This is a genomic window from Rhodohalobacter barkolensis (assembly GCF_002834295.1).
GTDB lineage: Bacteria > Bacteroidota > Rhodothermia > Balneolales > Balneolaceae > Rhodohalobacter > Rhodohalobacter barkolensis.
Window position 1 is genome coordinate 352,922 of record NZ_PISP01000006.1, and the last position, 12,921, is coordinate 365,842.

Below are 12,921 nucleotides of genomic sequence, written 5' to 3' on the forward strand. Positions count from 1 at the left end.
AAATGGATCATAAAGCAATAGTCACAATTTTTGTGATGGGTTTGATACTGCTGGGGGGCTGTAATCAAGCTTCAGAAAAGAACAACGATGATGTTTATCGATACACCAACTCAGTGGATATTGAGTACGGGTCAGATATTTGCAGCTACACGAATGACGTGATCGAAACCGTACGATATGGGGGTAAAATCACCATGAAGGACGGAACCGTTCATAAGTTTATGTCAGTAGAATGTGTTGCCGGGTTTTATCTGGAAATGGAGAACAGAGATGAAATCGAAAGATTGGAGATCGTGGATTTTGCACATGGCCAGAAATATTTACCGGTCGATGAGTTGACTTTTCTGAAGAGCAGTTTAAGACCGAGTCCTAACGGGATGTCCTTAACAGCGATTGATAATTCCAACGAAAAGATGAAGGATTACATCTATGATGCCTATCCCGGTGAATTTCATACTTGGTATGAAGTTCTGGAATTGGTAAGCGATCAATGGAACATCAATCACGACGAATTGAAAGCGTCTGTTAATTAATAATTTTGAGGTGTAAAATGAGGGGCGGATCAATTTTATCGCTGATAGTACTTTCAGCAGCAATTCTTATGGGCTGTGAGCCCAAACCACAACCCATCAACTACGGTAGCGATGAGTGTGCTTACTGCAGAATGATGATTACGGACGCGGAATTTGGATCGCAGATCGTAAACAATCAAGGGCGTGCATATAAGTTCGATTCAGTGGAATGCATGGCCGCATATGACCTTACAGAAGATGGCGAGAATTTTCATTCAAAATGGGTTCCAAACTTTCTGGATCGTGAAGAATGGCTGAATGCTGAAGAGGCTGTATATCTGCATAGCGAAACACTTCGCAGCCCAATGGGTCTCTTTTTGTCAGCATATGCTGATCGAACCTCAGCTGAGGAGATGAAGGATGAGTATGGCGGGGATATCGTAGATTATGAAGCAGTAAAACAAATTGTTGAACGCGAGTGGCTGTCGAATGGATCCGGTGGCCGCCAGATGATGAATAATTAATGAGATCATAATGAGGGGAATGATTTTAAAAACTATCATAGCAGGGCTATTTGCTTTATTGGCTCAACCGGGATTGGCACAAATTGTTGTCAGTCCGGACGGCGAAATCAAGTCAATCAAGCAAGCTGTTGAGATGGCCGAGCCCGGCGCGCATATTCTTGTAGAGCCAGGTACCTACATGGAAAGTGATATTGGTATTGATAAGCCGCTAACCTTGGAGGGCATTGATTATCCCTTAATTGATGGAAACAGTGAGGGCTTTATTTTTGTGATAGCAGCCGACAGCGTGACGATAAAAGGTTTTAATATCAAAAGAACCGGGCGCAGTTACGTCAGAGACTATGCAGCGATCATGATTGAAGGAGTCAAGGATTTTATTATTGAAGACAATCGCCTCGAAGATGTTTTTTTTGGTATCTACCTAGCCGAGACCGAAGGCGGAGTAGTTCGAAACAATAGGGTGGAAGCCTTCGATACGCGGGAAGCTTCTTCCGGTAACGGTATTCATCTCTGGAGTGTGAAAAATCCAAAAATCATCGACAATGAAGTGATGGGGATGAGGGATGGAATCTACCTGGAGTTTGTAGACAATGCAGAAATTTATGGTAACACCAGTAATGAGAATAACCGTTACGGCCTTCACTACATGTTTTCTGATGGCGGCCGGTACTACGACAATATTTTCCGCAGGAACGGAGCCGGGGTTGCAGTGATGTACTCCGACAATGTGGACATGATGAACAATCTGTTTGAGCACAACTGGGGTACTGCTGCTTACGGACTTCTGCTTAAGGATATCAACTATAGTAAAATTGAGGGAAACCGATTTTACAGAAATACAGTAGCAATCTATTCTGAAGGGACGAATGAAGTTCACATTCATGGAAATGACATAGAATTGAATGGCTGGGCGGTGAACATCAAATCAAACAGTGCTCGTAACCAGTTTACAGAGAATAATTTTATTGAAAACAGTTTCGACGTTAGGACCGATAGTCCGAGAAACAACAATGAATTTGAGGGGAACTATTGGAGTCAATACGAGGGGTATGACTTGGACAGAGACGGAATCGGGGATGTGCCTTACAGGCCTGTCAGTCTGTTTTCCATGGTCATTACAAAACAACCGGAATCGCTCATTCTATTGAGAAGTATGTTCATCAAGCTGCTGGATACAGCTGAACGTATTGCGCCGGTTCTGACTCCAAAAACCTTGTACGATGAAAACCCAAAAATGGATCAAATAGTAAGATGATTGAAATTGAGAATGTTAAAAAGTCGTTTGGCCAGCTGGATGTGCTGAAAGGGATGAGTTTAACGATTCCCAAAGGTCAGGCTACCGGAATTGTGGGACCCAACGGCGCCGGAAAAACAACGCTTATCAAAACAATTTTAGGATTGGTGAAAGCGGATTCCGGTCTGATCAAAGTAAATGGTCAGCCGTTGGACAAAGACGGAAAATACAGGAAAAATATTGGCTATATGCCACAGGTGGCCCGTTACCCCGAAAACATGAGAGTTTATGAGCTTTTTGATTTCATCAAAGGCCTCAGAGATCAGGATCCCGTTTATGAAGAGGAATTGATCGATCAGTTCACGCTTCGACCGGAACTGGAAAAATCACTTCGGAACTTATCAGGCGGTAATCGGCAAAAAGTAGGTGCTACGCTGGCAATGATGTTCAATCCCGATATTCTCTTTTTTGATGAACCGACCGCCGGGCTCGATCCCCGTTCAAGCCATAAGTTTAAAAAGCGTGTAGAGAATGAGAAAGAGGATGGAAAAACGGTAATTATCACATCTCACATCATGAGTGAGCTGGAGCAGCTGGTGGATCACGTTGTCTTTATCCTGGATGGAAATATTAGATACTACGGTTCTATGGAGAAGCTGCTGAATGAGAGCAATGAAACTCGTTTAGAAGCGGCAATTGCAACCATGATGGATGAAGACCCGCAGGAGGTAGCAGCATGAGTTTATTGATGCATATTATCCAAAACGAATGGAAATCACTGCTGCGCGGTAAATGGGTAATCGGTTATGGCCTAATTTTTCTGGTTCTGACTGATACACTGTTACGATTTGGCGGAGGGGGTGCAGAAACACTTCTGAGCCTGAGTAACGTAATGCTGTTGTTTGTGCCGCTGGTGGGCATGATTTACGGAATTCTGTATATCTATCAGTCGCGTGAGTTTGTGGAACTTTTACTGACACAGCCGATCAACCGGGGCGTCCTCTATTGGGGTCTCTTCTTGGGAATATCCACTCCGTTGATGGCGGCGTTTATTATTGGGTCGATGCTCCCGCTCGGGTGGCACGGAATCCTGATGATTGACGGGATGGCATCAGCGATGGTTCTGGCACTGGGTGGAATATTGACTCTCATTTTCGCTTCCCTGGGATTTGTTTTCGGTTTGATGTTCTATGAAGATAAAATCAAGGGATTTGGATTTACGATCGTGGTGTGGCTCTTCCTGGCAATACTCTATGATGGCCTGGTTTTAATGCTGGTATTTCTATTCGGCGACTACCCGCTGGAGAATTTTGTGATAGCCGTTTCCATGCTCAACCCGATCGATCTGGCCCGGATCATGGTGATGCTCGAATTTGATGTCTCCGCCCTGATGGGCTATACCGGTGCTGTATTTAATCGCTTTTTTGGAACCGCGATGGGGATTTCAGTGGCAAGTGCTATGCTTTTGGTTTGGCTTGCAGTGCCGAGCTGGATCGGTCTCAATGTTTTCAGAAAGAAAGACTTTTAGAGAGGCGCAATACGAGTATTCCCCAAGTCTTCATATTTTATGTTGATCTTGGGGAACTCAGCCCATTTTAATGATTTATGTTTTATGCAGACTGAAAGAGATCTGATTCAAAAATACAACGTTCCCGGACCACGCTATACCTCTTACCCGACAGCGGTTCAGTTTCAGGAGATAGACAATTCCGAGACAGTTATTTATAGGCTGAAAAAAAGAAACGGTGAACCGAGAAATATCTCGCTCTATTTTCATGTGCCGTTCTGTTTTTCCCTCTGCTGGTACTGTGGCTGCACAAAAATCATCACCAAAAATACCGATCGGGGTGATGTCTATATCGACTATCTTGCCAAAGAGATGGATCTGATAAAAGAACAGTTGCATTCCGAATCAGAGGTGATTCAGCTTCACATGGGCGGTGGAACGCCAACATTTTTAAAGCCCGATCAGCTTCGCAGACTGGGCACTGAAATCAGAAAAAGATTCCGGTACCATAAGGAAATTGAATTCAGCGTGGAGATCGATCCCCGAACCTGTTCGAAAGAGCACGTATCGGCGTTAGCAGAAATTGGTGTGAATCGCGCTTCTCTTGGCGTTCAGGATACCAACGAAGATGTCCAGAAAGCGATTCATCGGATTCAGCCGTTTGAACAGACCGAGCAAGTAACCCGCTGGCTGCGCGAGGCGTGGATCAACTCCATCAATTTCGATTTGATCTACGGACTGCCTAAACAGACACTGGATACATTTCAACAGACCCTCAGAGATGTTCAAACGCTGGATCCGGACCGGTATGCAGTTTACAGCTATGCGCATCTGCCCAACCTGATGCCTTCTCAGCGCTTATTGAATGAAGAAGACTTCCCAACTCCGGACGAAAAACTGTCCATGCTGATGATGGCGATTGATACGCTTGAGGGTGAAGGTTACAGATATATCGGGATGGATCACTTCTCAAAAGAGGGTGACGAGCTAACCAAGGCCCTGGAAGAGGGAACGTTGCAGCGAAATTTTCAAGGGTACAGCACACATGCAAACACGGATATGTACGCTTTGGGGATGTCGGGCATTTCGATGGTGGATTCGATCTACTATCAGAACACGAAAGATCTGGACGCCTACTACACGGAGCTGGACAATGGAAATCTACCTGTTATCAAACAGATGATTTTAAGTGAAGATGACCGAGTCCGGCGCGATTGGATCTCCCGATTGATGTGTAAACCTCGTGTATCCTTCAGTGATTTCAATAAAAAATGGAATGTGGATGTAAAGTCATATTTTGCAGATGAATGGCATCGCCTTGATGAATTGGAAGAAGACGGATTGATCATTCAGCTTGAAGAAGAAATACAAATTACAGAACGTGGACGGCTCTTTTTAAGAAATATTGCAATGGCATTTGACGCATATCTTTCTCAGGGCAAACAGACAAATCGCTATTCAAAAACGGTATAAGGGGAATATGGAGATGCAGCCAAAAGATAGAAAATGGCTTCGTGCCTGGTTTATAAGCGGAGCCGTAATGGTAACGTTGATTTTGATTGTGGGCGGTATTACAAGGTTGACCGGGTCGGGACTGTCGATGACCGATTGGAAACCCATTATGGGTGCGATTCCCCCAGTCACCGATGCTCAATGGAATGATGCGTTTGATCAATACAAACAGTATCCGGAGTATCAGCAGGTTAACCGGGGGATGGAACTCTCTGAATTTAAATACATCTTCTTCTGGGAATATCTTCATCGAATGCTAGGGCGTTTGATTGGCATCGTGTTCCTTGTGCCGTTTATCTACTTTGTAGCAAAGAAAAAACTGAACACCAAATGGCTGAAGCGATCGGTATGGCTGCTTATTTTGGGTGGATCGCAAGGATTGATGGGCTGGTACATGGTTCAGAGCGGCCTGGTGGATGTACCCCACGTAAACCCCTACCGGCTTACTGCTCACCTGATGCTCGCGTTTACTATTTTTGCGTTTTGTGTATGGTATGCCGCTGACCTGACCAAGTTTAATTCACAATCTGAACCGAGAAAAAAGGAATTGAGCAATTGGCTGAAAATTTTGTTTGGTGTGGTTGTTGTTCAGGTAGTGTGGGGAGCTTTGGTAGCAGGTCTGGATGCCGGGCACGTTTACAACACATTTCCCAAAATGTATCAGTATTGGGTCCCGCCCGAAATTATGGCGTTGGAGCCGTGGTATCAGAATTTCACAGAAAACTCATCAACGGTACAATTTATTCATCGGTCGCTGGCCGCTTTGATTGGATTGATGGCCATCGGCTACTGGGTTCGGCTATTTATGGTTCCCACCAGTAGATCAGCAAAACTTTGGGGTGGGGTGATTTTTGCGCTGGTGTTGGTACAATATGCGTTAGGTGTGTTTACACTGGTAACCCACGTTCAAATTACCCTAGCCGTTTTGCATCAATTTGTAGCTCTTCTGCTTGTGGGATCGCTGTTACTGGGAATATACAGCATCAGGGAAAACCGGGTTCAAGCAACTGCATAATATTTTTGAAATGGAACAGAAGGATCAACTTTTACAAAAAGTATGGTTGTGGAGTCTGTCATTTTTTATGCTCGCAGCTCTCACCGGATTCCTCTATCGGTGGGGTTTGATAGGCGGGGAGATATTTGGACTCAGATTGACAAATGTTCGCCATGCCCATTCGCACCTGATGTTCTTCAATTGGGTAACACCCGTGCCGATGGTGTTTATAGCAAGAAAATTGCTTAAAACATCACCGGAGGCATACCAAAGTCTAAAGTGGTCTGTTACGGCAATTATTCTGATTGGCTTTACCTCGTTCCCATTTTTCCTGCTTTATGGTTATCACCCGGTTCAACTGGGTTCGGCAAATCTTCCTCTTTCTGTGATGCTTTCCGGATTGGTGATGATAGGTTGGTATTGGTTCATGGCCATCTATATAAAGCATCGAAAAAAATTGTCTGACGGATTATCGACTCTTTTTTATGATGGTGCGCTGGTTATGCTATTCGTAAGCTCTCTTGGCGCATGGGGTGTAGCGGTTGCTCAGTTCAGTAATATTGATAACAATTTGATCTCCGGCGCACTGACGCATTTTTTTCTGACGGTATTTACAGAGGGCTGGTGTGTGTTGGCGGCTATCGGAATCTACTACGACTTATCCGATCAGAATTATTCATTTCCGGTTGATAAGAACTGGCTGATTGCCCCGATCGTGTTAGGTGCTCCTCTGATGTTTCCGTTTGGTCTTTCTGTTGATCTGCTGAATGAGTCATTGTTGTGGACTGCAAAATCCGGCTCTTTATTAGTGGGAATCGGGCTGGGGATAAATCTATTTTATATGGCTCGAGCCTTGCCAAATCGAAATAAAGTAATCTGGTCGGTTGTTCTCACGATGTTGGCTTTGAAAGTTACAGTTCAATTATCTGCTGTTTTCTTACCGGAAACACTGTGGCTGGGACAGCATGGATTGCGTGTCTTATATCTGCACCTTCTGCTGCTTGGATTTGTGAGCACACTATTTTTTGCGGCATTTCATACCGTAAACACACAAATTTCCAAAGCAGGAATCTACCTGTTTCTTGGTTCAGTATTTGTGCTGATATCAACACTTGTTATCATCAGCGGGTTATGGCCACCCGCCTGGCAGCCCACAAATGTATATCAATGGGTTACAGTTGGGGCGATACTGCCGTCTATCGCGATTGCGGTAGAGTTGGTTGTTGCAGGGTATTCGAAGTTTAAACAAGGATAACACTGTACGTAACTTCGGTTTCCGTAGTAGTTGAAATAGAAATGAAGCCTGACAAATGAAATAAGAACTACTTTTTAAGCAGTTCCCAAAAACCACGGGGAGAAATGATCTTAAGTTGAGAAACCTTATTTGAAATAACTAAGAGGTCTTTATCTCCGGTAACCAAAACATCAGCATTTGCTCTCAATGCGGATTCTAAAATCCATCGGTCGTCTTCATCTCTTACTTTGATTTTGGAAGGTTTATCAGGAGCCGGTTCAACGTGATGTTGCCGCATAAATTGAAGAACACTTTGAACCTTTTTTTCAGGCACATTCAGTTTATTCAACAAAACACTTTTAAGTTCATCTAAAACAATTTCTCCTGTTATTAGTTGATGATCTAAGAGTATTATCTCAAGTAAATCGGCACATAATCCTCTTGCTGTAAATGCACTGATAAGAACATTTGTGTCAGCAAAAATTTTCATGCAGATCTATTGAAAAGGTTAGTGTGAGGAATGTGTAAAAAAAAGAAGTTGATTACATCTAATATTCAGGAAACTTCTCGGAATACATCTTCATCGGTAAGCCATCCTTGCGCTTCTCCATATGGAAGCAACTCTTTACGAAGTTGTTGAAATGATTCTACGGTAAGCTGACGCTTAAGAGCCTGACGTACAAATTCACTTTTTGTTTGACCTGATCGTTTAGAAGACTCCTCAAGAAGTTGATCAAGTTCCTTGTCAATCCTAACAGTAAGTGTAGTTTCCATGATAATCTAAATTTCAGATGTACTTCAATGTAATACATTCAAAACGATCAGAAAATTAAGATCGTATTCTACAGTCCCGTAACGTTCGTCTGAACCCGATAAACTGAGTTAGGTGCGGTAACGTAAATTCTGCTGTAATCAGAATCGCCCCAGGCCAGGTTAGTGATGCGCTCGTCGAACTCTATGATCTGAATACGGTTTCCTTCCGCATCAAAAATTGACAGTCCGCCGGGGCCTGTAGAGTATAATCTGCCCTCTGAATCTGTTTTCATTCCGTCGGCTGCGCCGGTATCATCCCGTTCTCCTACACTTGCGAAAAGGGTTTCATTAGTAACAGAGCCATCCTCAAGGAGATCGAAACGTAAAATTTGTCCGGTTGCAGAATCGTTGACGTAAAGTTTCGATTCATCAGGCGATAGCGCAATTCCATTTGGATACTCAAAACCATCGTAAAGCAGGGTTAATGTTCCATCCTGATCGAGCCTGAATACACCGCTGAAATCCAGTTCACGATCTTCGTCCGATACCCCAAATGGCGGATCCGTGAAGAAGATTTTCCCGTCAGACCGGGCAACCAGGTCATTCGGGCTGTTGAGTCGGTTACCATTAAATTCTTCGGCCAATACGGAGAGAGATAAATCGTCATTGACCTGTGAAACTTTACCACTGTGCTGAGCTAACAGCACGGTTCCATCAGGTGAGGAGGTAATTCCATTTGAATTTCCGCTCGGCTCAATATAAACATCAGATTCAGAGTTACCCGGCTCCCATTTATAGATGGTATTGGCGGGAATATCGCTGAAAAGAAGAAACCCATCCGGGTGCCAAAAAGGGCCTTCGGTGAATTGAAATCCATCCGTCACTACCTCCGGTTCATCAATCATCAGTTCAGGTTCACTTGTACAGGAGAATAAAAATGTCATCATGACAAGGCTCAGGGCAGGAATTAGAATAGATGTTCGAATCATAATTGTTTGAATTGTGGTGACGATTAATTTTTAAACAGATGAAACTGTTCATTCTACAGGTTTTTTCAGATACCTAAATTAAGCTAATTATTAAATAGAAATGAAATGGTGCTACTTAGGGTTGGGATCCAGGATTAAGAAGCCAAAACGCAGATGAGTCTCAGGAAAAAACTTAGTTCTTACTTTAAAAGGTCTGATTGGACGATTTATCGACAGTTCAATCACAAAAAGTTTATCAGGTTAAATGATAAAAGAGCCTTTATTGTTGTAGTAATAACTGCATTGATGATAAATTCTAAAAATTTTTACCAAATTATAGAAAAGCGTGCAAACAGATAGCATTAACTTACAAAATGAATAAACGTTTAAAGAGGCTGGAAAAGAAAGCTGAAGAGCTAAAAATCGGTGAAATTAAGAGGCATATATTCATCTGTGCCGATCAAACCAATCCCAAATGTTGCAAAAAGGAAGCAGGCATTGAAGCCTGGAAATTCCTCAAGAAGCGGTTGGGAGAGTTGAATCTTGACGGAGCCGGTGGAATTTATCGAACCAAAGCCAACTGTCTCCGAATTTGTAAACGTGGACCCATAGCGGTGGTCTACCCCGAAGGCACGTGGTATCACTCCTGCAGTCCGGATGTTCTGGAAAGAATCATTCAGGAACACCTGATAGACGGAAATCCGGTAGAGGAGTATATGATCATTGAACATCCATTAAATCCATAAAATTATGAAATCAACAATTTTTACCCTCTCTTTGCTGATGTTTATGATCAGTATGCCACTCATCACTTTTGGGGCTGAAGTTTCTGATCCCGACAAACTGCTGAAAGAGGCTGAGGAATTATTTGAAGCCGGTGACGAAAAGGAAGCGCTCGAAGTATATCTTGAAGTGCTGGACGATGAACCGGAAAATTATGAGGCGCTTTGGAATGCCAGCTTGATCAACTCCAGGTTGGGGTATCAGCTTGGAGATGACGAAGAGGAGAAGCAGCTGGAATATTATGAAGAGGCTCTTGATTTGGCTGATCGTGCCATAGAGCACCACGATGATGAAGGACACTCCTATTATGTGAAAGCGGTGGCATTGGGCAGATGGAGCGAACTTCAGGATAATGACACCCGAATAGAAACCTCTCACGAAATTAAAGAGAATATTGAAAAAGCTACTGATATGATTCCTGATTATGCTCCGGTATGGCATCTGTATGGAGTTTTTCACTCGGATATAGCCAACATCAGTGGAGCTGAAAAGTTTGCGGCTAATCTGATTTCGGAAGGAGTTCCGGATGGAAGTAATGATAAAGCGGTGGAATATCTTAAAAAAGCGATCGATATGATGCCTGAGAGTATTCTGTTTCGATTGGATCTGGCCAAGCACTATATGAAAGTGGACGAAGATGATAAGGCAAAAGAGGTTTTGGAAGAGATATCTGAAATGGAAGTGGAGCTTCCTAATGAAGGCCAGCTTAAAGAGGAGGCAGCCAATATTCTAGAGGATTTGTAATGGGTAATGAATTCTCCCCTTGAGGGGAGTGCGGCGAAGCCGCGAGGGGTGTTCCATGCTAGATCAACAAAAATATATACCGTACCTGACGGCACGGGTATAAGGAATGTATTTTTAACTTTTCTACCCATGTTCAGTCCCTAGCGGGACTGTAAGACGCATTGATTTTCAGATTTTATATCTACAATCCTCTCTAAATTGAGACAGATTGAGGCATTTTATTATTTGACCTATACACGTTTTCTATTTGAAGACTATGTCCCGTTAGGGACATAACATGGGGAGAAGAGAATGGAGGGCAAGACTATTGGTATGCCGTCAGGTAAGCAATATAATAACCTGCGAACTCTGTGTCACTGAGGTGAAAATCATATCCATCATTGCACAATCACATCCGGATCACCATTATCATCACGTTTTCGATTCCGATCCTGAAACAGGCGAATCAGGTTGGAAACCCCATAAAGTAGCATGAAAGCCGCGATAAAGTAGGCAACAGAATCGGGATTCATCAGAATCAGAATAGCAATAATCATGGTAAGAAAGCCCATAATGGCGAATTGAAAAGCCATCACCATCATCAACCCAAAAAATCCCAGGAATATGGCGAATGTATAAGGGATCAGTTCCGGGAAGATGAAAATCATAACACCGGCTAAAATAGGAAACCCGGAAATGAACGCGGGAACCCGGGCATACATAAACATCAATCCGAGGGCAATCAGATATCCACCGGCAATCAGATACAGAAAGTTAGCGTACATGAGAACAAGCGCACCGGTAACAAGGGCCAGCAGAGCAGTTAAAATCTGCCGTTCTCTCGATTTTTGCGGTGTGGATGAAATTTGAAAATGAAATTGCATGGGTTTTGTGTTTTTTTGAAATCCTTCAGTTCGTGTCAGGTGATCGACGTCAGAGTACTCGTGGCACGACTCAAAGGCGTGCCACGTGTGGTTTTAAGCATTAAACTATTTTTTGAAAAACCTTATCAGGTATAGAATTAAGAGTTAAAGTTTTTAATTCATTTAATTTAGTCGGTAGACACAGTATTTCAGTCGCTAGATGTACATTACAAAGTGAACCATTTCTTATACCAATATAATCAGGATAAGAGGAATACCTCCACTCTTCAATATTTAATATTTAAACTGATTTGCTAATTGTCAGTGCTAAAATGTTTTATTAAACAAAGAGGGCTTTGCAATATCATTAAGTGCGCATATCGGTTTTAAAACAAGATTCTTTACTGCGTTCATAATGACAGGCCTAGTTCTGCAAAGCCTTAACAAAGTATGTAGCATTGCAGCAATAACTTCAAGCTCCAGTTTTTATCAAAACGTGCTGATTTTTCCATTAGCAATGCAAGGCTGTAAGCCTCTGCCAACTCAGCCTGGGACACCGTCCCAGGTTATGAACGCCATCCAATACCAAAAAGGCTGAAAGCCTGTAAGAGAATGGCTCCTTTACCCGAAAAAACTGTAAGTAATTTCACAATTTCGGTTCATACAAGTACAGAGATATGAAACATGTATTCGATATAAAACACTGGTATGAGCCAATCCCTCTCTAAACTTTACATTCACCTGATCTTTTCAACAAAGGGCCGACAACCGTTGATCCCTAGAGGAACCCAATCCGATTTACATTCATATATGGCAGGTATATTCATAAGGAATGAAAGCCCCGCAATCATCATCAATTCCGTTCCTGATCATCTTCATGTTTTATTTCGATTATCTAAAAATATGGCTTTGGCCGGGGTTGTAGAACAAGTAAAGAAAAGCACTTCAAAATGGATGAAGGAACGAACAGGAAGTTCTTCATTTTTTTGGCAGAGAGGATACGGAGCTTTTTCGGTCAGCAGTTCGAAAGTTGATTTAGTAGCTCGTTATATAGCCCGGCAGGAAGAACACCATAAGCACATGGGTTATCGGGAAGAAATTGAGAGATTTATGAAAGAGTATGATGTGATAGAATATAATACGGACTATTTCTGGAATTAGGATTCTGCAATGATCTTCTGCCTGTCGCAGGCTTTCAGCCTGCTATCTGATTTGGTTGGATCCGTTGACCCGGGACGATGCCCCGGGCTGAGATATTTCAGGCTTTTCAGCCTTTTGATTCATACCACAAATCGATTTAGTTGTATTTAAACC

15 protein-coding genes are annotated in these 12,921 nt (G+C 42.9%); 11 read left to right on the forward strand and 4 right to left on the reverse strand.

From position 1 onward, the window contains the following. Positions 1-2: 2 nt before the first annotated feature. The 8 genes from CWD77_RS15045 (at position 3) to CWD77_RS15080 (ending at position 7,538) form a co-directional block, all read left to right on the forward strand. The gene (locus tag CWD77_RS15045) at positions 3-533 is read left to right on the forward strand and encodes a hypothetical protein (protein WP_101074411.1); all 531 of its coding nucleotides are present in this window, start codon (positions 3-5) and stop codon (positions 531-533) included. 68 nt (positions 534-601) lie between these two features. Beyond that, entirely contained in the window at positions 602-1,036 is a 435-nt protein-coding gene (locus CWD77_RS15050; protein ID WP_276307529.1) for a nitrous oxide reductase accessory protein NosL, read from the forward strand. A 19-nt stretch (positions 1,037-1,055) separates the two neighbouring features. Continuing rightward, positions 1,056-2,291: a nitrous oxide reductase family maturation protein NosD gene (locus CWD77_RS15055; protein ID WP_101074462.1), complete on the forward strand. Its 1,236-nt coding sequence runs from the start codon at positions 1,056-1,058 to the stop codon at positions 2,289-2,291. Beyond that, positions 2,288-3,010, forward strand: coding sequence for an ABC transporter ATP-binding protein (locus CWD77_RS15060; protein ID WP_101074413.1), 723 nt, complete (start codon positions 2,288-2,290; stop codon positions 3,008-3,010). Before CWD77_RS15055 ends, CWD77_RS15060 begins: the two co-directional genes overlap by 4 nt. Then, on the forward strand, positions 3,007-3,798 hold the full coding sequence (locus CWD77_RS15065; protein WP_101074414.1) for an ABC transporter permease: 792 nt from the start codon (positions 3,007-3,009) through the stop codon (positions 3,796-3,798). The genes CWD77_RS15060 and CWD77_RS15065 overlap by 4 nt, the downstream gene beginning before the upstream one ends. Positions 3,799-3,882: 84 nt before the next feature. After that, positions 3,883-5,250, forward strand: a complete 1,368-nt coding sequence (hemN, locus tag CWD77_RS15070) for an oxygen-independent coproporphyrinogen III oxidase (RefSeq protein WP_101074415.1) — start codon at positions 3,883-3,885, stop codon at positions 5,248-5,250. Positions 5,251-5,257: 7 nt separating this feature from the next. After that, on the forward strand, positions 5,258-6,304 hold the full coding sequence (locus CWD77_RS15075; protein ID WP_101074416.1) for a COX15/CtaA family protein: 1,047 nt from the start codon (positions 5,258-5,260) through the stop codon (positions 6,302-6,304). A 10-nt stretch (positions 6,305-6,314) separates the two neighbouring features. Then, on the forward strand, positions 6,315-7,538 hold the full coding sequence (locus tag CWD77_RS15080) for a hypothetical protein (RefSeq protein ID WP_101074417.1): 1,224 nt from the start codon (positions 6,315-6,317) through the stop codon (positions 7,536-7,538). A 67-nt stretch (positions 7,539-7,605) separates the two neighbouring features. Here CWD77_RS15080 and CWD77_RS15085 read toward each other — a convergent pair whose 3' ends face one another. From CWD77_RS15085 to CWD77_RS15095, 3 genes are all read right to left on the reverse strand, one after another. After that, positions 7,606-8,007, reverse strand: a complete 402-nt coding sequence (locus CWD77_RS15085) for a putative toxin-antitoxin system toxin component, PIN family (RefSeq protein WP_101074418.1) — start codon at positions 8,005-8,007, stop codon at positions 7,606-7,608. Positions 8,008-8,072: 65 nt separating this feature from the next. Continuing rightward, positions 8,073-8,291 (reverse strand): ribbon-helix-helix protein, CopG family, encoded by a 219-nt coding sequence (locus CWD77_RS15090; protein ID WP_101074419.1) that lies wholly within the window; start codon positions 8,289-8,291, stop codon positions 8,073-8,075. A gap of 68 nt (positions 8,292-8,359) precedes the next feature. Further along, positions 8,360-9,259, reverse strand: a complete 900-nt coding sequence (locus CWD77_RS15095; protein WP_206018040.1) for an SMP-30/gluconolactonase/LRE family protein — start codon at positions 9,257-9,259, stop codon at positions 8,360-8,362. Positions 9,260-9,612: 353 nt separating this feature from the next. Here CWD77_RS15095 and CWD77_RS15100 point away from each other — a divergent pair, with 353 nt between their 5' ends. Together CWD77_RS15100 and CWD77_RS15105 are read left to right on the forward strand one after the other, a co-directional pair. Next, positions 9,613-9,984, forward strand: coding sequence for a (2Fe-2S) ferredoxin domain-containing protein (locus CWD77_RS15100; protein WP_101074420.1), 372 nt, complete (start codon positions 9,613-9,615; stop codon positions 9,982-9,984). A gap of 4 nt (positions 9,985-9,988) precedes the next feature. Beyond that, positions 9,989-10,765: a tetratricopeptide repeat protein gene (locus CWD77_RS15105; RefSeq protein ID WP_101074421.1), complete on the forward strand. Its 777-nt coding sequence runs from the start codon at positions 9,989-9,991 to the stop codon at positions 10,763-10,765. A gap of 377 nt (positions 10,766-11,142) precedes the next feature. On the opposite strand, the gene CWD77_RS15110 is transcribed toward CWD77_RS15105, so the two are convergent. Beyond that, entirely contained in the window at positions 11,143-11,628 is a 486-nt protein-coding gene (locus CWD77_RS15110) for a DUF308 domain-containing protein (protein ID WP_101074422.1), read from the reverse strand. A gap of 687 nt (positions 11,629-12,315) precedes the next feature. Here CWD77_RS15110 and tnpA point away from each other — a divergent pair. Continuing rightward, positions 12,316-12,768, forward strand: coding sequence for an IS200/IS605 family transposase (gene tnpA, locus CWD77_RS15120; protein ID WP_101074424.1), 453 nt, complete (start codon positions 12,316-12,318; stop codon positions 12,766-12,768). The last annotated feature ends 153 nt before the right edge of the window (positions 12,769-12,921 follow it).